At 49.3% G+C, this 18425-nt stretch carries 18 protein-coding genes, 1 tRNA gene and 1 pseudogene; 7 read left to right on the top strand and 13 right to left on the bottom strand.

What is annotated here, in order from left to right:
* Positions 1 to 41: 41 nt before the first annotated feature.
* The gene (gene mdoH / locus OGX91_RS20995) at positions 42 to 2570 is read right to left on the bottom strand and encodes a glucans biosynthesis glucosyltransferase MdoH (RefSeq protein ID WP_286627251.1); all 2529 of its coding nucleotides are present in this window, start codon (positions 2568 to 2570) and stop codon (positions 42 to 44) included.
* Positions 2563 to 4098 (bottom strand): glucans biosynthesis protein MdoG, encoded by a 1536-nt coding sequence (mdoG, locus tag OGX91_RS20990; protein WP_086523802.1) that lies wholly within the window; start codon positions 4096 to 4098, stop codon positions 2563 to 2565. The genes mdoH and mdoG overlap by 8 nt, the downstream gene beginning before the upstream one ends.
* A 271-nt stretch (positions 4099 to 4369) precedes the next feature.
* Here mdoG and mdoC point away from each other — a divergent pair, with 271 nt between their 5' ends.
* Positions 4370 to 5530 (top strand): glucans biosynthesis protein MdoC, encoded by a 1161-nt coding sequence (gene mdoC / locus OGX91_RS20985; RefSeq protein ID WP_005129107.1) that lies wholly within the window; start codon positions 4370 to 4372, stop codon positions 5528 to 5530.
* Positions 5531 to 5550: 20 nt separating this feature from the next.
* Here the strand turns inward: mdoC and OGX91_RS20980 are convergent, their stop codons facing one another.
* The 6 genes from OGX91_RS20980 to csgB all read right to left on the bottom strand — a co-directional run bounded on the left by OGX91_RS20980 (position 5551) and on the right by csgB (position 9431).
* Positions 5551 to 7038 carry a phospholipase D family protein gene (locus OGX91_RS20980; RefSeq protein WP_137378516.1) on the bottom strand — a complete coding sequence of 496 codons (1488 nt, stop codon included), beginning with the start codon at positions 7036 to 7038 and terminating at the stop codon, positions 5551 to 5553.
* Positions 6974 to 7516: an O-acetyl-ADP-ribose deacetylase gene (gene ymdB, locus OGX91_RS20975; protein ID WP_005129111.1), complete on the bottom strand. Its 543-nt coding sequence runs from the start codon at positions 7514 to 7516 to the stop codon at positions 6974 to 6976. The genes OGX91_RS20980 and ymdB overlap by 65 nt, the downstream gene beginning before the upstream one ends.
* Before the next feature lie 100 nt (positions 7517 to 7616).
* The gene (locus tag OGX91_RS20970; RefSeq protein ID WP_199946885.1) at positions 7617 to 7937 is read right to left on the bottom strand and encodes a YmdA family protein; all 321 of its coding nucleotides are present in this window, start codon (positions 7935 to 7937) and stop codon (positions 7617 to 7619) included.
* Positions 7938 to 8088: 151 nt separating this feature from the next.
* Positions 8089 to 8421: a curli assembly chaperone CsgC gene (csgC, locus tag OGX91_RS20965; protein ID WP_005129120.1), complete on the bottom strand. Its 333-nt coding sequence runs from the start codon at positions 8419 to 8421 to the stop codon at positions 8089 to 8091.
* A gap of 60 nt (positions 8422 to 8481) precedes the next feature.
* Complete coding sequence (csgA, locus tag OGX91_RS20960; protein WP_005129121.1) at positions 8482 to 8934, bottom strand: curli major subunit CsgA; 453 nt, start codon at positions 8932 to 8934, stop codon at positions 8482 to 8484.
* A 41-nt stretch (positions 8935 to 8975) separates the two neighbouring features.
* Entirely contained in the window at positions 8976 to 9431 is a 456-nt protein-coding gene (gene csgB / locus OGX91_RS20955) for a curli minor subunit CsgB (protein WP_005129122.1), read from the bottom strand.
* 760 nt (positions 9432 to 10191) lie between these two features.
* Between csgB and csgD the strand changes: the two genes are divergently transcribed.
* From csgD to csgG, 4 genes are read left to right on the top strand one after another with little or no spacing between them, the layout of a single operon-like run.
* A complete protein-coding gene (gene csgD, locus OGX91_RS20950; protein WP_005129125.1) occupies positions 10192 to 10842 on the top strand; it encodes a biofilm master transcriptional regulator CsgD in 651 nt (216 codons plus the stop codon).
* A 4-nt stretch (positions 10843 to 10846) separates the two neighbouring features.
* Positions 10847 to 11245: a curli production assembly/transport protein CsgE gene (csgE, locus tag OGX91_RS20945; protein ID WP_040230652.1), complete on the top strand. Its 399-nt coding sequence runs from the start codon at positions 10847 to 10849 to the stop codon at positions 11243 to 11245.
* Between the two features lie 25 nt (positions 11246 to 11270).
* Positions 11271 to 11684: a curli production assembly/transport protein CsgF gene (csgF, locus tag OGX91_RS20940; protein WP_005129126.1), complete on the top strand. Its 414-nt coding sequence runs from the start codon at positions 11271 to 11273 to the stop codon at positions 11682 to 11684.
* A gap of 25 nt (positions 11685 to 11709) precedes the next feature.
* Positions 11710 to 12543 carry a curli production assembly/transport protein CsgG gene (gene csgG, locus OGX91_RS20935; RefSeq protein ID WP_005129128.1) on the top strand — a complete coding sequence of 278 codons (834 nt, stop codon included), beginning with the start codon at positions 11710 to 11712 and terminating at the stop codon, positions 12541 to 12543.
* A gap of 45 nt (positions 12544 to 12588) precedes the next feature.
* Here the strand turns inward: csgG and OGX91_RS20930 are convergent, their stop codons facing one another.
* The 4 genes and pseudogenes from OGX91_RS20930 to ghrA form a co-directional block, all read right to left on the bottom strand.
* Positions 12589 to 13071, bottom strand: a complete 483-nt coding sequence (locus tag OGX91_RS20930) for a DUF1097 domain-containing protein (RefSeq protein WP_005129130.1) — start codon at positions 13069 to 13071, stop codon at positions 12589 to 12591.
* 101 nt (positions 13072 to 13172) lie between these two features.
* Positions 13173 to 13727 (bottom strand): TorD/DmsD family molecular chaperone, encoded by a 555-nt coding sequence (locus OGX91_RS20925; RefSeq protein WP_005129133.1) that lies wholly within the window; start codon positions 13725 to 13727, stop codon positions 13173 to 13175.
* Between the two features lie 23 nt (positions 13728 to 13750).
* Entirely contained in the window at positions 13751 to 14488 is a 738-nt protein-coding gene (locus tag OGX91_RS20920; RefSeq protein ID WP_286627250.1) for a phosphatase, read from the bottom strand.
* Between the two features lie 116 nt (positions 14489 to 14604).
* Positions 14605 to 15543, bottom strand: a pseudogene (gene ghrA, locus OGX91_RS20915) (glyoxylate/hydroxypyruvate reductase GhrA).
* A 236-nt stretch (positions 15544 to 15779) separates the two neighbouring features.
* Between ghrA and OGX91_RS20910 the strand changes: the two are divergent.
* Together OGX91_RS20910 and yegS are read left to right on the top strand one after the other, a co-directional pair.
* Positions 15780 to 15867: transfer RNA gene (locus OGX91_RS20910), tRNA-Ser, on the top strand.
* A gap of 347 nt (positions 15868 to 16214) precedes the next feature.
* The gene (gene yegS / locus OGX91_RS20905) at positions 16215 to 17114 is read left to right on the top strand and encodes a lipid kinase YegS (RefSeq protein WP_005129138.1); all 900 of its coding nucleotides are present in this window, start codon (positions 16215 to 16217) and stop codon (positions 17112 to 17114) included.
* Positions 17115 to 17135: 21 nt separating this feature from the next.
* Here the strand turns inward: yegS and fbaB are convergent, their stop codons facing one another.
* Entirely contained in the window at positions 17136 to 18188 is a 1053-nt protein-coding gene (gene fbaB, locus OGX91_RS20900) for a class I fructose-bisphosphate aldolase (protein WP_005129139.1), read from the bottom strand.
* Positions 18189 to 18425: the final 237 nt, after the last annotated feature.

Genomic DNA, 18425 nt, shown 5'->3' with positions numbered 1-18425 from the left:
AAAATACCGGCTCCAGGCCGGTATTTTTACGTTTCACACGCTTATTTTTTCCTGAGCGCCAGTGGGTTCAGGGAGATCCCCTGATAATAATTAACCCATGAAGAATACTTATCTGGTGAACTCCAGACGCGATAATGTAAACGCGCCATAGTCACCGGATCGCTCAACAGAACCAGGCGGCGATCGCGATTCAGTTTCTCCGGCGTTTCATTCAGCGCCTGCTCGACATGACGATCACGTGCGATTTCAAGCACGTTACTCGCACGATGGCGCGCGGTAGCCATTGCCGTTGCCAGCGCGTTAAACGACGGGTTAAACACAGCGTGCATGAAACCGTCATCCAGCGAACGATTACGGTTCAGCTCCAGATAGTTATCCGTGTCCACCAGCACCTTCGGCGGAGAATACTCTTCCGGGATCAGGAACAGTTTCCAGCGTTTGGTACGTAACCCAACCGTTGAACGACTGGAAATGACGGAAACAAACGGCGACAGGATTAGTGAAAAGACAATCGGAGCCAGCCAGAACAGGAAACGCAGATCCAGCCAGGCCATCCCTACTGCCCACACCAGGCCCAGCAACAGCTGAGATCCGTGACGCATAAACGCCTCGCCCCACGGAGTGGAGTCGTCATCGCGTTGCGGCGAATTCCACACCACTTCCCATCCGAGGAAGGCACTGACCACGAAAACGGTGTGGAACAGCATACGCACCGGCGCCAGCAGCACGGAGAACAGGACCTCCAGCAGCAGCGACAACGTGACGCGAATAAATCCACCGTACTCTTTCGTGCCTTTGCACCAGATAAGCAAAATACTCAGCAGCTTCGGCAGGAACAACAGCACCATCGTTGAGGCAAACAACGCGATAGCCAGCTCAGGGCGCCACTGCGGCCAGACCGGGAACAGCTGACGTGGTTGCAGGAAGTACTGCGGTTCCGTCAACGCATGGACCACCTGCAATGCGGTCGACAACGCGAGGAACATAAACCATAACGGTGCTGACAGATAGGACATCACACCGGTCAGGAACACCGCGCGATGAACCGGGTGCATCCCTTTAACCAGGAACAGACGGAAGTTCATCAGGTTACCGTGGCACCAGCGACGGTCACGCTTGAGCTCATCCAGCAGGTTCGGTGGCAGCTCTTCATAAGAGCCCGGCAGATCGTAAGCAATCCACACGCCCCAGCCCGCACGACGCATCAATGCCGCTTCCACGAAGTCATGGGAGAGGATCGATCCCGCAAACGAGCCTTCGCCCGGCAGCGGTGCAAGCGCACAGTGTTCAATAAACGGTTTCACACGAATAATCGCGTTATGACCCCAGTAGTGCGATTCACCCAACTGCCAGAAGTGAAGTCCGGCGGTAAACAGCGGACCATAAACGCGGGTAGCAAACTGCTGGCAGCGCGCGTACAGGGTGTCCATACCGGACGCTTTTGGCGAAGACTGGATAATCCCGGCATTCGGGTTCGCTTCCATCAGGCGTACCAGACCGGTCAGACAATCTCCGCTCATCACGGAATCAGCGTCCAGCACCACCATATAGCTGTACTGGTTGCCCCAGCGACGGCAGAAGTCATCAATGTTACCGCTTTTACGCTTCACACGGCGACGACGACGACGGTAGAAAATCTGTCCTTCGCCCTGCACTTCGGCAATCAGCTCCATCCACGCCTTTTGTTCCGCAACGCAGATATCGGGATTGTAGCTGTCACTCAGAATGTAAACATCGAAATGCTCCGCATTCCCCGTGGCTTTAACCGACTCCCACGTAGCGCGCAGGCCCGCGAATACGCGGTCAACGTCCTCGTTACAGATAGGCATGATTAGCGCAGTGCGGTGCTCAGGATTCAGCGGCTCATCCCCTACCGTTGAGGCAGAGATACTGTACTTGTCACGCCCAATCAGCAACTGCAGGAAGCCCATCAGCGCGGTCCAGAAACCGGCTGATACCCAACAAAAAAGCACGGCAAACAGAATGAGGATACCGGTCTGCAGCACATAAGGCAGCAACTGCATAAAGGAAACCCACAGGTTCTGCCCCATCATATCTGCTGGATTAATGAATGCCCATCCCTGATAAGGAAGGATCGTTTTCATATACCAGGTCGCTACGACCGTTTGCGCCAGCGTTAAGATCAACAGCGTATAACGGCGGATCGTGCCGACGGTACGCCATTTCTGCTCACTTTCTTGTTCTTCTTTCGTCAAACGAGAAAGATAACGCGGTGTGACATCGCGCCCGCGCAGGCGATCCCAAAAACGGCCAACCGGGTTAGTACGCCAGGGATCGGGAAACATTGAAGTACGTGTCGCTTTCGGCATTGCCTGCAGCTGGTCACGCCCTTCATCATCCTTTATCAACTGATCTTTGGCCAGAGAGTCTGGCCAGGCTTGCTCAAGGCGAGCTTTTACAGAACCCTGCGGTGAGTCATCTTCGCGCGAGTAAGTACGGTGCTCGGCATCCAGCGCCTGATGAACGGCGCGAATGTCAGTTTTCGGCAGTGCCGCTTTTTCGATATCCGAAAGCGGCATTGCGTCAATATACTCAGTTGTCTTATTCATTGGCAGGTAACTGGTAGCTCCAGGTTTCACTCAACGGCTGATCGGCATTGGCCAACGCAGCACGCATTTCAGTGGTTTTCTTCGCATCTTTCACTTTCACGCGCAGCATCAAACGCCACCCTTTCGTAACCGGGTTGTAGCGCACGGTGCTTTCCACGATTTCACCGTTGTCACCAATGCTGGTTTGCGCGGTAATCGGGGTGTCCTGCGGCAGCTTTTTCATTTCGGTGCCGGTGAAATCCACCACAAACGCGATAGTGCCGTCAGGCTGACGAATGAGATTGGATTGTTTGACATCCCCTGTGGAACGGCGAGTCTGCTGCACCCAGGCATTTTCTGGCGCATGAAGCTTATCTTCATCACGCGTAAACGTCAGGGTGTACTTAAAGTTCATCTCTTTACCTGCTTCCGGCAGTTGATCCGGCGTCCAGTAGGCAACGATGTTATCGTTTGTTTCGTCGTTAGTAGGGATCTCAACTAATTCAATTTTGCCTTTACCCCAGTCGCCTTTTGGCGTGATCCAGGCACTTGGGCGCAGGTCATAACGGTCGTCGATATCTTCGAAACGGGAGAACTGACGTCCACGTTGCAACAGGCCGAATCCTTGCGGGTTTTCCATCGCAAAGCTGCTCACCGCGAGATGTTTCGGGTTATTCAGCGGACGCCAAATCCACTCGCCGTTACCTGCATGGATAGACAATCCGTTTGAGTCGTGCAGTTCCGGACGATAATTTGTCGTCGGAGATGGCTGGTTCGGGCCGAACAGGAACATACTGGTTAACGGAGCTACGCCCAGTTTGCCCACTTTATCGCGCAGATAGACTTTGGACTGAACATCCACAACCGTGTCACGGCCTGGAATAATCACAAAGCGATACGCCCCGGTTGCACGCGGGGAGTCAAGCAGGGCATAAATGGTTAAACGTTTGTCAGTCGGTTTTGGACGTTCGATCCAAAACTCACGGAAGCGGGGAAACTCTTCACCAGAAGGCAGTGCGGTATCTATCGCGAGACCGCGCGCAGACAGACCATAGACCTGGCCTGCACCAAGTACGCGGAAATAGCTGGCGCCGAGCATGCTGACGATTTCATCGTTTTTGTCTTTGCTGTTGAGCGGATACAGCACCTTAAACCCGGCGAACCCGAGATCTTTTACGGTGTCTTTATCGTGCTGCACATCGCCAAAATTAAAATAATCCGGGCTGTATTTGATTTTTTTTACCGCAGTCGCGGTAACTTCGTTGATCTTGACCGGCGTGTCGAAGTACATACCCTGGTGGTAGAATTCGAGCTTAAATGGGGTCTTGAGATTGCTCCAGTATGCTTTGTCGCGATTAAACTGGATCTGCTGATAATCCGCATATTTCATGTCGCGGAAAACGGAGGGCAAGTTACTTTTTGGCGCCTCGTAGCCTTTATCGGCTAAGGATTGAGCTTGCTTTGCAACATCATCAATACTGAACGCCCAGCTCGATGATGTATACAGCGTTAACATTACTGCTGCACCCAACCAACGCATTTTCATCATTTGTAGTTTATGTTTCATAATTAGTAAGCACTTCCCCCTTTGTGTGCTTATATTGATCCGATCCATTTTAATGGATAATCGGGTATTCCGACAACTGAATCCCTGTATTGTTCGTATGCTGGCTCATGGTTTAAGCAGGTTCGCCTGCCTGTTTTCACTTTGAGTGCTTATCCTGGAGACAGGTTGTTGGACTTCGTGTAGGGTTGCCTTCGAATGTAACCATAATTCGTCTTAGGGATAAGACGAAAAGTCTGAGAATACGTAACTGTCTATGAGCTCTGTATCTCCACCGCGTGAATATTTTCTGGATTCCATCCGTGCCTGGCTGATGTTGTTGGGGATTCCCTTCCATATCTCGCTGATCTACTCCACGCATACCTGGCATGTGAACAGCGTAGAACCGTCATGGATATTGACCCTGTTTAACGATTTCATACATGCATTTCGCATGCAGGTCTTCTTTGTTATTTCGGGTTATTTTTCATACATGCTGTTTTTGCGCTACCCCTTAAAGCGGTGGTGGAAAGTGCGTGTTGAACGCGTGGGGATCCCTATGCTGACCGCCATCCCACTACTCACGCTGCCGCAATTTATCATGCTGCAATATGTGAAAGGCAAAGCCGACAGTTGGCATACTCTTAGTGGATACGATAAATACAACGCGCTGGCATGGGAGCTGATTTCTCATCTGTGGTTTTTACTCGTCCTTGTCGTTTTAACAACCGTGAGTATGTGGGTGTTTAGCCAAATGAAACACCGGTTGACGAGCCCCGATGGCGTCAGCACTTCCACGATATCGATGACAAAACTGACGTTGATCTTTTTGTTGCTTGGCGTCGGATACGCCGCCGTCAGAAGAACAATTTTTATCGTCTACCCGTCTATTCTCAGCGATGGCATGTTTAATTTTATCGTCATGCAAACGCTGTTCTATGTGCCGTTCTTTATGCTCGGCGCGCTGGCGTTTATCAATCCGCAGCTGAAAGCACTGTTCACAACGCCCTCGCGCAGCTGCACGTTAGGTGCGGCATTCGCTTTTGTGGCTTATCTGCTCAATCAACGCTATGGAAACGGCGATGCCTGGATGTATGAAACCGAATACGTAATAACGATGGTGATGGGACTGTGGATGGTTAACGTCGTTTTCTCGCTCGGCCACCGTTTATTGAATTTCCAGTCAGCCCGCGTCACCTATTTTGTCAATGCATCACTGTTTATCTATCTGGTGCATCATCCGTTGACGCTGTTTTTCGGTGCCTATATCACACCGCACATTACATCAAATCTGCTGGGTTTTCTCTGTGGGCTGCTGTTTGTTGTCGGGATTGCGGTAATATTGTACGAAATCCACTTGCGGATACCGGTGCTGAAGTTCCTCTTTTCAGGGAAACCCATCGTTAAGCAGGATAAAAACAAGGCCATTGCCGGATAGCAGGCCTGTCATTGCATGGTTCAGAGCAGCCATTCAATCGGTAATACAGAGGCCAGCCTCACCAGAACCCGCTTCCAGAATCCTGTGGCGGGTTCTTTTTTCACTACCCGCTCACTGCTGCCAGGACAATCTACCCAGTTTATCCGGCCCCAGCGGTCCAGGCGTAATTGCCAGGCCACATCACGCTGGCTTTGCATAAAGCGTTTATGAATCAATGACGCCAGAACTTCACTCTCAATCACAAATCCCATTTCCGTATTGAGCAACGTTGAGCGCGGATCGAAATTAAGCGAGCCGATGAAAACTTTGCGGCCATCAATGCTGAAGGTTTTCGCATGCAGACTAGAGCCTGAATTGCCGGTCAACCCGCGATCGTGTACCACCGCACCGCGATCGCGGGTTGGTTTTAGCTCATACAGTTCTACACCATAGCGCAGCAATTTTTTCCGCCAGCGCGCGTATCCTGCATGCACAATTGCCACATCATTCGCGGCCAGCGAGTTAGTTAAAATAGCAATCTTTACCCCTTTTCGGACCAGGCGCAGGAGCTGTGCGACTCCGGCACGTGTCGGCACAAAGTAAGCGGAAATTATATCAATACGCTCAGTGGGTGAGCCCATGACGTCAAACAAACGTTGCGGTAATAGCGAGTGACGCGGCGCTTTCCCCTCTCCTTTTGCCGGATCGTCACTGAGCAGGCGCGTTTTGGCCCAAATCAGCGACAGTGAACCCTGATCAAGATGCGTCATAAACTGGCTGGTCTCCAGTTTGTGCAAATAGCGTCGGGTAATATCGTCGTTATACCACGATTCAGGCAGTTCAATGCGTTGAGTCGTTTCTGGCTCAGACAACTCCAGGACTCTTTGTAACGTTGAAACTGACTGACATTGCCAGTATCGCTCAAAATCATCCGCGACCTCTTTCACCACCGGACCGATGGCCATCACGTCAAGATCGGAAAACAACGGTTCTTCACCCGCACCGAAATAGGCATCGCCGATATTACGCCCGCCAACCAGCGTCACTACACCGTCCGCGGTATAACTTTTATTGTGCATGCGGCGATTGAGCCGGGCGAAATCGGTTAAATACCCCAACGCGCGAAGGATGCGAAATGAGAAGGGATTAAACAGGCGGACTTCAATATTCGGATGGTTATCCAGCAGACGCAGCGTGTCATCAAGGCCCGGCGTGTTGTTATCATCCAACAGCAAGCGAACCCGTACCCCGCGTTTCGCCGCGGCCAGCAGAACAGAAAACAGCAGCAGCCCGGACATGTCGTTCTCCCAGATGTAATACTGCACATCCAGCGTTCGTTCCGCCATTTCTGTCAGCCGATAACGGGCTGCGAAAGCATCCAGACTGTCATCCAGTGCCAGAATGCCGCACTGGTTCGGATGGCTTGCGCACAATGGGGTAATGGCACGCTCAAGTCGCGTCATATCAGGCCGTGTTATCATCGCCTTGTTGGGTGAGTAATCTCTTGTATAACCCGGCATTTTCCTCATCAAAACACACGAAGTAGATTTGATCAGGTAGCGCACGGCGGGTGATAAATTTCAGCACCGTATTCACCGCTATCTCCGCCGCCGCCGCACGTGGATATCCGTAGGCTCCGGTGCTAATAGCCGGGAACGCAATGGATTGATAGCCATTGGCCAGTGCCAGTTGTAATGAATTGCGATAGGCCTCTTCAAGGCGTTCTGCTTCATGATGATCGCCGCCCTGCCAGACGGGCCCAACAGTGTGGATCACCGCTTTGGCGGGGAGATTTCCCGCCAGGGTAATAACCGCATGACCGGTTGGGCATTCGCCCTGTTGCTGTAATACCTGTTTGCAGGCCTCCAACAGTGCAGGTCCAGCGGCGCGATGAATCGCTCCATCAACGCCACCGCCGCCCAGCAACGAGGAGTTGGCCGCATTGACAATCACATCAACGGCGATTGCCGTAATGTCGCCCTGTAAAACATGAACACGCGATTGCATAAGTTCCCCCTGACAAAACACTCTCTGTTAAGTGTACAGCAGGGTTTTCTATGAAATCTCACTTTTTAACCATACAGGTGCATATCTACGCCAGAACGATTCATTTATATTCAATATTAAGAATCGCCAGATTTTTCTGTTCATTAAGGTACTGCATTCTCATACTGACAATTTGCTGGAGGCTTTCAGGAGCCATCGCTATCTGTTGTGTGTTATAGCGACTACTCCGTAACTTACCATCACGTATACATGACACTTCAATCTGTTGTTGTTGCGAGTTCACTTCACAAGGCGATTCAACTATTGCGCCACGAAAATGGATAATCCCGCCAGGTGTGATTTGCTGCGCCGTTGCGGGGAACATAAAAAAAGAAGTAACACATAAACTGGTACTTAAAATACGTTTTAATAAGGTGCTCATAAGGGTTCCTCAATGATAAACCATCCTTGAGGGATCAAAGTGATCCTTCACCGCTGTGATTAACGACCAAATAAAAACGTTTTCACGTCTCTATATTCATAGAACAGCACCGCTTTCCCAGCCACACCCTTAAAGCAAATACAGCAAAAAATCATGAGCGATTGCTTGAATCAGGCCACTGCTGGGACAGATGCAATGACTGCCCATCCGAAACGGTAACGACAATGTTGACCGTATCTTCAGGTGAAATATTAAAGCTCAGTTTTGTTAATTCAATCGGCCGATTAGCAGGGATCGACAGGCTTGTTTTCTGTTGTGTTTGGCTTTGCCCCCCCGCCCCTTTACGTATGGCAAGAATTTGTACCTGGCACACGCAGGGTTGCGATAATGTCACCTGCGGAATAATGGTATACATCTCACCTTGCTGGGCTGTATTAAAAGTTATTTGATTTGAAAGCGCGGCAATGAGTAATAGCGTATGCATAATATGCTCCCGAAAAAAAACAGGGCTTTCGCCCTGTTTATTATCAGTTATAAAACTGAATTAGTGCTGGTTAGCTGTCGCATTGTTGCCATAACCAACCTGCTGAATCAGAACATTCGAGTCAGATGCAGTCTGATTAACCACCGCACCGTTACGACCACCGAACTGAGTTACACTGATGTCAGCATTTTTTGCATTCCACTGATTGATATCAGCGCTGTTCTGGAAGCCAGTCTGTTTCAGGCTAATGGTACTGTCATCAGCACCTTGCCCGACGGTAGCACCGTTACCATGTCCGTGTTGCGTGATGGTCACATCTGATTTACGTGCATCACTTTGCAACGCATTCGCAACGTTACTTGACCCATATTGGTAAATACTCAATGAAGAGTCCGGGCCATAATTACTGCCACCGTGATGGTGACCATTGCTGTTCAATTGCGGAACAAGGCCTGCCAGAGCACTGCCAGAAACTACGATTGCTGCGAATGCTGCCACTTTTAAAAGTTTCATGGTAAAACCCCCATCGGATTGATTTAAACGTCGTTTACGGATTAGCGTTGAGTAACGCGAATTGCCATTTGCGACTGTCTCTGCACCACAACTGCTGTTTTTTGTGTACCGTACTGGGTAATATTTGCTTTATTACCAGAACCTTTCTGGATAATCATCGCTGTATTACCGTAAGAACTTTGTTTAATACTCGCATCATTAGAGCTGCCTGTTTGATCAATATATGCAAAATTATATGATCCTGTCTGATCTGTTCTCGCCCGGTTACCTGAACCTTCTTGCGAAATGACCGACAATAACTTGCTGCCCTCCTGGCGGGTATTTGCACTGTTAGCAGTGCCAACCTGACCAATAATGGCTGCCTGATTAAATGAAGACTTACTTAATTCATTTACCGCAAAGTTATATTCTGAATTAGCTAAATCATAACTGGTTGCGGATGCAATCCCAGGCACACCCAGTATTGTCAACATCATAAATAACAACTTGTTTTTCATGCTGTCACCCTGGACCTGGTCGTACATGAAGTTAAATTAATTACCACTCAAATTGTTGTTAACATGACTTACATTTGTTAACGCCACGTTACGATGAAGAGTATGTCCGTTGAAACATTTTAAATAACTCACCCGCGAGTGGTATTTTGATATCCAGATTCACACCAAAGTACTAATTAACAGTGAATAACACCGCTACAGGTATAGGTTTTGTTTTTATTTCGCCATCAGGAATGAATTTCTATGCAGTCACTGAAAAAGTGCATTTTCCACGATTTCAGGGCTTCGCAGCACCGTGTCGCGATAGTCACCGATGCAAGTCGTGACAAAGGTCAGTTTTTTCCGCTTAAAATTGTCCAACGTAAAGTGGGACAAATAATTTAGAATTCATTAGAAATCTAAAACTCGCCAATCGTTAATTAAAATATTAAAAATCAATATGTTATTATAATTTGTATGATTTTTTAAATCTATGCAGTAACGGTAAAATGTACAACTTTCCTATCAAATCTAAACTCCAACAAAACCTAAAAATCACATTTTAATATATAATTTTACATTCTGTTACATGTTTAACACTTGCTTTAAGATTTGTAATAGCTAGATTGAAATCAGTTGAAGTCCATTTGTTTTAATATTTTCACCCCTTTGGGTCGATATTTTATTTCTACACAGCAGTGCAACATCTGTCAGTACTTCTGGTGCCTCTATTTTAGTAGAGACAGCTGTCAGGTGTGCGACTAAAAAGTGGAGTTTCATCATGTTTAATGAAGTCCATAGCATTCATGGTCATACATTATTGTTGATCACGAAACCTTCTTTGCAGGCAACTGCATTATTACAACATTTAAAACAATCACTGGCGCTAACCGGAAAACTACATAATATTCAACGTTCTCTGGATGATATTTCCTCTAGCTGCATTGTTTTACTGGATATGATGGAGGCAGATAAAAAACTGATCCATTACTGGCAAGATAATTTGAGCAGAAAAAACAACAATATAAAGACGTTATTGTTGAATACCCCTGATGACTACCCTTATCGGGATATCGAAAACTGGCCACATATCAATGGCGTGTTTTACGCAACTGAAGATGAACAGCGTGTTGTTAGCGGCTTGCAGGGTGTCTTACGCGGTGAATGTTACTTCACGCAAAAGCTTGCCAGTTATCTGATCACGCATTCTGGAAATTATCGTTATAACAGCACGGAATCGGCGCTGCTGACACACCGTGAAAAAGAAATACTTAATAAATTGCGTATCGGCGCCTCAAATATTGAAATCGCTCGCTCACTATTTATTAGTGAAAATACGGTAAAAACACATCTTTATAATCTTTTCAAAAAGATAGCTGTCAAAAATCGTACGCAGGCGGTCTCATGGGCCAATGATAACCTCAGGCGATAAAGCCATGAAACGCTATTTGACCTGGATTGTGGCAGCAAATTTATTCTTTGCTGCCGGGAATTTGCACGCGACTACAAGCGTAGAGGTGGAGGTTCCCGGACTGTTAACTGACCACACTGTCTCTTCAATCGGGCATGATTTTTATCGTGCATTTAGTGACAAGTGGGAAAGTGAGTACACAGGAAATTTAACTATCAATGAAAGACCCAGTGCGCGTTGGGGAAGTTGGATCACCATAACGGTCAATCAGGACGTTATCTTCCAGACTTTTTTATTCCCCACGAAAAGAGACTTCGACAAAATTGTCGTCTTCGCATTGGCACAAACTGAGGAAGCATTAAATCGCCGGCAAATAGATCAAACTCTATTAAGCACGAGCGATTTAGCGCGCGATGAATTCTAAAACATGATTTTGTCCGGAGGCTTTCATGCGTGTCAAACATGCAGTGGTTTTGCTCATGCTAATTTCACCATTAAGTTGGGCCGGAAACATGACGTTCCAGTTCCGAAACCCAAACTTTGGTGGCAACCCGAATAACGGGGCTTTTTTGTTGAACAGCGCTCAGGCGCAGAACTCCTATAAAGATCCGAGCTATAGCGATTACGGAATTGAAACACCGTCAGCGCTGGATAACTTTACTCAGGCGATTCAGTCACAAATTCTCGGCGGCCTGCTCACCAACATTAATACCGGTAAGCCGGGAAGAATGGTGACCAATGATTTTATCATTGATATCGCTAACCGGGACGGGCAGTTGCAATTGAATGTTACCGACAGGAAATCGGGAAAAACATCAACGATCGAAGTGTCGGGTTTACAAACACAGTCAACCGATTTCTAAGCTATAGCCACGAAAGGAAAAAATCATGCAGCGCTTACTTATAATGGTTGCAGTATTTTTACTCAGCGGATGCTTAACGTCCCCACCGCAAGAAGCCGCTAAACCGACATTAATGCCTCGCGCCCAAAGTTACAAAGACTTGACGCATCTCCCGATGCCTACGGGTAAAATCTTTGTATCGGTTTACAATATCCAGGATGAAACGGGTCAGTTTAAACCTTATCCGGCAAGTAACTTCTCCACTGCCGTACCGCAAAGTGCCACGGCAATGCTGGTTACCGCACTGAAAGATTCGCGTTGGTTCATCCCGCTGGAGCGTCAGGGATTACAGAACTTACTGAACGAACGGAAAATCATCCGTGCGGCACAGGAAAACGGCACGGTTGCCATTAACAACCGAATTCCGCTGCAATCATTAACCGCAGCTAACGTGATGGTGGAAGGTTCAATCATCGGCTATGAAAGCAACGTTAAATCAGGTGGTGTCGGCGCGCGTTATTTCGGTATTGGTGCCGATACGCAATATCAACTCGACCAGATAGCGGTAAACCTGCGCGTAGTTAACGTCAGTACCGGTGAGATCCTTTCTTCGGTCAACACCAGTAAAACCATCCTGTCTTATGAAGTGCAGGCAGGGGTATTCCGTTTCATTGACTACCAACGGCTTCTGGAAGGGGAAATTGGTTATACCTCTAACGAACCGGTCATGCTTTGCCTGATGTCAGCCATTGAAACTGGCGTTATCTTCCTGATAAATGACGGTATCGATCGCGGCTTGTGGGACTTGCAGGATAAGAAACAAGTTGATAACGACATTCTGGTTAAATATCGCCATATGTCGGTACCTCCAGAGTCCTGATACTAAAGAGAGAATAAAAAGCGTGAGGGAACCCTCACGCTTTTTTTATTTACTGGTCAGCGTGGATGAAGCCGGGTTTTCGCGACGAGATGCCAGCCACAATCCGCTGTTTTTCATTGCATAGCCGAATACCAGACCCAGCGCCAGAGACGGCAGAACCAACTGCCAGTCGCCCTGTCCTGCAAATGTTGCGCATGCGCCAATAAACGTGCCCGGCACAAATGAAAGCAGCCATTGCTTTGCCTGGATACACATCATAAATGCGACAATTCCCGTTATGACATAGCCAAGGATGTCCATATGCGGGGCAAGTGCACTACCATTAATAATCACCAACGCCCACACCACACCGCTTAGCAGCGTACACGCCGAGATCCACAGCCCTTTCAGTCCACCTTGTGGGCAGGCAAAATAGGCTGTACAGCCCAGGAAGCCAGCCCAACTGAGTAAACCAAGAGAAACGGCCACCCATCCCCAGAGTCCGGAGAGAATGCCCGTTGTGATTGCAATAGAGAGAAGTATGTTCATGCCGCGCATCTTAGCAGAAAAACGGCATGGTAATGAGATCGTGCACACAATTTATGCAAGATGATAAATTGCGTTGCAGTATATAGTGACTTAGATCACATTTACTCGTCTGTATCTTCCTGCAATTCATCCCACATTGCGCTAATTGCATCGCGCGTCAGCGGCGCCATAGTTCGCCAGAAAGCGGTATTCGCATGCGCCTCAACTTTACCAAGGAACGTGTCGCACCAGGGAAGCAGGTAGTCAACAAACAAGGTTTCCAGTGCTTCACTCTCATCTTCTGCGGACTGGTCTTCAAGCCAGGATGCCGCCAGCAACAAGGTACCAATATGATCGGCTGGTGTATCCGCCAGCGGCATTCCACGCGCAGACAAGAATGCACGAACATCCGCTTCCTTCGCCCCTTCTACCCAGGCGCTACGATAAGGCGGCACTGAACACTCTTTCCCGACAAACAGCGCGTTGTAATCCGCAGCAAGCTGGGGCATATCACAGCTTTTCTGCAAACGGGCCAACAGCTCATCCTGTTCCAGTGGCCAGTTAGCAGACAGTTTACCTTCGCTAATCAAGGTAAACAGGGGAACCAGTAAAGGGTCCTGCGGTTGGCGGTAAAACAGCGAGCCCAGTACACGGCACAGGATAGAAAACTCGTTCATTGATATATTCCAGTTAGTAACAATTAAAGTTCAGCAAATTCCGCGATAGGCTCCATGCCCCGCGATTCCAGAAACGACAGCAAGCGTTTTGGTGAAACGTTCAGAATTCGCTCTTCCGGGAAGCCCACATCATCCAGAATCTTACGGCATTCACCGAACTCTCCCAACGTGAATGCGGTATGGGAATCTGAACCCAGGGCCACCCAGCCACCTGCATCACGTACTGCCGCAGCCACAGCGCGACAGTTATCTTCACTGCCCTTACGCGAATGCAAAAACGAGGAATTATTGATTTCCAGCGCGACCTGGTATTTTGCCGCCGCCTGTGCAATTGCGGTGATATCGACGGGATATTTGGGATTTCCAGGATGGCTGATAATATGCACATTGCCACTCGCCATCGTGGCGATCATCGCCTGAGTATTGGTCTCTTTATCGTGAGGGGCAAAAACCGGCTCATGGAAGCCCGCAATAATCAGATCGAGTGAGTCAAACATCGGCCCTGAGCAGTCGATTTCCCCTTCAATATTCTTAATGTTCGCTTCTATCCCTCGCAGGATCCCCACGCCGTTCACCACGCGCGGCCAAATACGCATGTTAATAAAATGCCAGTGGTGTGGCGCATCCGCCATGTCCGGTCCATGATCGGTGATGGCAAACAGCTTGATACCTTTTCGATGAGCTTCAGCGATGTAATCACTCAGGGTGCTGTAGGCGTGGGTGCTGGCAACGGTATGCATATGCAGGTCAACGGGATACATAACTCTCTCCTGTAGTCGTTTTCCGTCAAGGATAGCAGGTATCGCCGCCATTAATACCCTAAATAATTCGGGTTGTATTTAGTCGAAACCCGGCGCTGGCCGGGTTGACATTGTTATCAGTAACCCCGAACACGATCGACCTGACCGGTAACCGCTTTGCCACTTTCCAGGCTCAGGATTGTACGAGAAATATAATCCACCGCTTCCGCTGGGCGCGTTACCGCAGCAATGTGCGGCGTCATCGCCACACGCGGGTGTTTCCACAATGGGTTGTCTTCCGGTAGCGGTTCTCGGCTATAGACATCCAGCATAGCACCTTTCAGTTTTCCGCTATCCAGTGATGCCAGAAGATCGTCTTCATTGAGATGAACACCACGCGCCAGGTTCAGCACATAGGCTCCATCCTGTAATTGATTCAACAGTCCGGCATTAATAATGCCTACCGTTTCTGCCGTATTGGGCAGAAGATTAATCAGCACACGCGTCTGGCTTAAAAATGCACTCAACTCTTCCGTGCCCGCAAAACTTTCCACCCCAGGCAAGGATTTACGGGTACGACTCCAACAGCGCAGTGGGAATCCCCATGCCTGCAGGCTCTCTGCCACTTTAGCCCCTAATACACCGGCCCCCATGATGCCGATGGTAAATTCATCACGGGTATACTCTTGCAACGGCTGCCACTTCGCCTGGGATTTTAATGCCTGATAGTCATCAAAGCGGCGGAATCAGTGCAACACCTGACTCACTGCATACTCCTGCATTTGCAGACCCATACCGGTATCTTCCAGACGGAAAAGTGGAATCGAGGTATCCAGCATCTCCGGGTGTGCTTTAAGCTTACTGAGGATGGAGTCCACTCCGGCTCCCAATGCAAAGACAGCTTTTAACTTTCGCCCTGCCAGCATTTCAACCGGCGGATGCCAGACCAGCGCATAGTCGGCATGGGCATTATCACCTGCTTTCCACTCGCGAACGTTAGCACCAGGGATGGCTTTCGTCAGCGCCTTTACCCACCAGGCCGTATCAAATGTAGGGTGATAGAAAATTATTTCCATATTGTCTCCTGAACATTGTTATGCGGAACATTCTCGCACTTATTATCATCATTTTCCGAGGGAACATCAGATTAGCAAATTTCAGGGTGCTGGCAAAAAAAACAATTCCCGCTCATTTAAGCCCCATGTTGCTTGAAGTTTGTGTAAATGCACGTTTTTTTGAAAAAGTAGATTGACGCCGGGGCGGTATTTCCCCTACATTAGCGCCCGTTCCAGCAGTACAGGAACAACAATATGGTGAGGTGTCCGAGTGGCTGAAGGAGCACGCCTGGAAAGTGTGTATACGGCAACGTATCCGGGGTTCGAATCCCCGCCTCACCGCCATATTTTGAGAAGAGCTCGTACGCAAGTACGGGCTTTTTTTTGCCTGTTTCACAGCCTGGCGGGGATGAGAAGCCCGGAGCGGGGTTCGACAACTGGCACAGCCAGTTGGACAGACTGCGAATGCAGTGAGCAGGCTGCCCGAAGGGCGAGCAACGCGAGTCAATCCCCGCCTCACCGCCATATCTTGAGAAGAGCTCGTACGCAAGTACGGGCTTTTTTTCGCCTCTGACCCATACAGGCTATCCCCCCTCAGAACCCGTCGATGGGTCTTCGCTTTCAGCAAGTTCCTACGCCATAAACGCATTCCTGACATACACTAGTTAAAACGATAAAAGTGAGGCAACAGGATGATAGCATTCCCGGCCAGCTTACTGATCCTGAATGGAAAAAGTGCTGATAACCTTCCCCTGCGTGACGCTATTGCTCAACTGCGCAATGAGAGTGTCGAAATCCATGTTCGCGTGACCTGGGAAAAAGGCGATGCGCAACGTTACGTTGATGAAGCGCTCCGCTTGGGCGTGGCAACGGTGATTGCCGGCGGTGGTGACGGTACCATCAACGAAGTATCCACTGCGCTGATCCACTGTCAGGGGGAGAATGTTCCGGCACTTGGGATTTTGCCATTGGGAACGGCAAATGATTTTGCTACCAGCGTTGGCATTCCTGAAGCGCTGGACAAGGCATTAAAGCTGGCTATTGCCGGGAACGCGGTAGAGATTGATATGGCGCAGGTCAACGATAAAACCTGCTTTATCAATATGGCGACCGGAGGGTTCGGTACGCGGATCACCAGCGAAACACCGGAGAAACTCAAAGCCGCCCTGGGCGGTGTGTCGTACTTTATTCACGGGTTAATGCGCATGGATACGCTGAAGCCAGACAGTTGCGAAATTCGCGGCGAAAACTTTCACTGGCAGGGGGATGCGCTGGTGATTGGTATTGGCAACGGGCGTCAGGCCGGTGGCGGACAGCAACTTTGCCCGACAGCGCTCATTAATGACGGTCTGCTGCAACTGCGAATCTTTACCGGTGAGGAGCTGATTCCGGCACTGCTATCGGCGATAACTCAGTCCGAAGACAATCCGAATATCATTGATGGCACATCATCATGGTTTGATATCCGTGCGCCACATGAAATTACCTTCAATCTGGATGGTGAACCGCTCAGCGGGCAAGAGTTTCATGTTGAAATCCTGCCTGCAGCCCTGCGCTGCAGGCTACCGCCGGGTTGCCCATTATTGCGCTAATCCGACGGCACTCTACTGACATCAGGCAATCGTGACTTTGTTATCCAGATAAACATCCTGGACGGCATTAATCAGCTTCACGCCGTCAGCCATGGTTTTCTTGAACGCTTTACGTCCAAGAATTAACCCCATCCCACCGGCACGCTTGTTAATCACCGCAGTACGCACCGCATCGCTGAGATCGGTTTCTCCGCCGGCCGCACCACCGGAGTTAATGAGTCCGGCGCGACCCATATAGCAATTCGCCAGTTGATAACGCACCAGGTCAATCGGGTTATCACTGGTCAGCTTGCTATAGACACGATCGTCGGTATAGCCGAAGTTAACCGCTTTATACCCGCCGTTGTTTTCCGCCATTTTCTGTTTAACGATATCCGCGCCGATAGTCGCCGCCAGATGGTTTGCCTGCCCGGTCAAATCAGCCGAAACATGATAATCCACACCGTCTTTCTTAAACGCAGAGTTGCGCAAATAGGCCCACAGTACCGTCACCATGCCCAGCTCATGGGCGCGCTCAAAGGCCGCAGAGATCTCTTCAATCTGGCGGCGCGACTCCTCTGAACCGAAATAAATGGTTGCCCCTACCGCTACCGCGCCCATATTGAACGCCTGTTCTACGCTGGCATACAGCGTCTGGTCGAACGTATTGGGGTAGCTCAGCGTTTCGTTGTGGTTAATCTTCACGAGGAACGGAATGCGGTGCGCGTAGCGACGGGAAACAGACGCCAGCACGCCATAGGTCGATGCCACGCAGTTACACCCTGCTTCGATAGCCAGCTCCACAATATTCTTAGGATCAAAATACAGCGGGTTAGCGGCAAACGATGCCCCAGCGGAGTGCTCCACGCCCTGGTCCACCGGTAGAATCGACAGATAGCCGGTCCCGGCGAGCCGTCCGGTGTTGTACAGCGTCTGCATATTACGCAGCACGGCGGGTGGACGGTTATTGTCAACCATCACGCGGTCGACGTAATCATGTCCTGGCAGGTAAAGTTGGTCAGAAGGAATGGTCATACAACGATGCTGTAAAAGGTTGTCGGCATCTTTGCCAAGCAACTGCGCAATATCAGTCATAGCTATGCTCCCGTAAGTTCCGATTTGATCTCGGAAGTGGATTGTCCTGACCCGCCTGATGGCGGGCAGCAATAAGCCTGGTACTGACTGCGCATTTTTTCCATCTTTAGCGCACTTTTCAGCGATTTCCGCTGGCTCGATTCAGGCATCAAAAAATGATACAGCGGTCAAACTTAGACCACAAAGGTATTTAAAAGGTATTATCAAGTGGTACTATCCAGACGTACCTTACCTGTC

The organism is Citrobacter sp. Cpa228, from assembly GCF_030333085.1.
Classification (GTDB): domain Bacteria; phylum Pseudomonadota; class Gammaproteobacteria; order Enterobacterales; family Enterobacteriaceae; genus Citrobacter; species Citrobacter pasteurii.
Note: the sequence above shows the minus strand (reverse complement) of the source record. Positions and strands in the feature narration are given on the sequence as shown.

Coding starts and splice junctions, on each gene's coding strand:
- csgE (WP_040230652.1), top strand. CDS start 10,847: ATGAAACGCTATTTGACCTGGATTGTGGCAGCAAATTTATTCTTTGCT.
- mdoG (WP_086523802.1), bottom strand. CDS start 4,098: ATGATGAAAATGCGTTGGTTGGGTGCAGCAGTAATGTTAACGCTGTAT.
- OGX91_RS20930 (WP_005129130.1), bottom strand. CDS start 13,071: ATGAACATACTTCTCTCTATTGCAATCACAACGGGCATTCTCTCCGGA.
- OGX91_RS20925 (WP_005129133.1), bottom strand. CDS start 13,727: ATGAACGAGTTTTCTATCCTGTGCCGTGTACTGGGCTCGCTGTTTTAC.
- mdoH (WP_286627251.1), bottom strand. CDS start 2,570: ATGAATAAGACAACTGAGTATATTGACGCAATGCCGCTTTCGGATATC.
- csgD (WP_005129125.1), top strand. CDS start 10,192: ATGTTTAATGAAGTCCATAGCATTCATGGTCATACATTATTGTTGATC.
- OGX91_RS20920 (WP_286627250.1), bottom strand. CDS start 14,488: ATGTATCCCGTTGACCTGCATATGCATACCGTTGCCAGCACCCACGCC.
- csgF (WP_005129126.1), top strand. CDS start 11,271: ATGCGTGTCAAACATGCAGTGGTTTTGCTCATGCTAATTTCACCATTA.
- csgB (WP_005129122.1), bottom strand. CDS start 9,431: ATGAAAAACAAGTTGTTATTTATGATGTTGACAATACTGGGTGTGCCT.
- yegS (WP_005129138.1), top strand. CDS start 16,215: ATGATAGCATTCCCGGCCAGCTTACTGATCCTGAATGGAAAAAGTGCT.
- csgG (WP_005129128.1), top strand. CDS start 11,710: ATGCAGCGCTTACTTATAATGGTTGCAGTATTTTTACTCAGCGGATGC.
- csgC (WP_005129120.1), bottom strand. CDS start 8,421: ATGCATACGCTATTACTCATTGCCGCGCTTTCAAATCAAATAACTTTT.
- ymdB (WP_005129111.1), bottom strand. CDS start 7,516: ATGCAATCGCGTGTTCATGTTTTACAGGGCGACATTACGGCAATCGCC.
- fbaB (WP_005129139.1), bottom strand. CDS start 18,188: ATGACTGATATTGCGCAGTTGCTTGGCAAAGATGCCGACAACCTTTTA.
- OGX91_RS20970 (WP_199946885.1), bottom strand. CDS start 7,937: ATGAGCACCTTATTAAAACGTATTTTAAGTACCAGTTTATGTGTTACT.
- mdoC (WP_005129107.1), top strand. CDS start 4,370: ATGAGCTCTGTATCTCCACCGCGTGAATATTTTCTGGATTCCATCCGT.
- csgA (WP_005129121.1), bottom strand. CDS start 8,934: ATGAAACTTTTAAAAGTGGCAGCATTCGCAGCAATCGTAGTTTCTGGC.
- OGX91_RS20980 (WP_137378516.1), bottom strand. CDS start 7,038: ATGAGGAAAATGCCGGGTTATACAAGAGATTACTCACCCAACAAGGCG.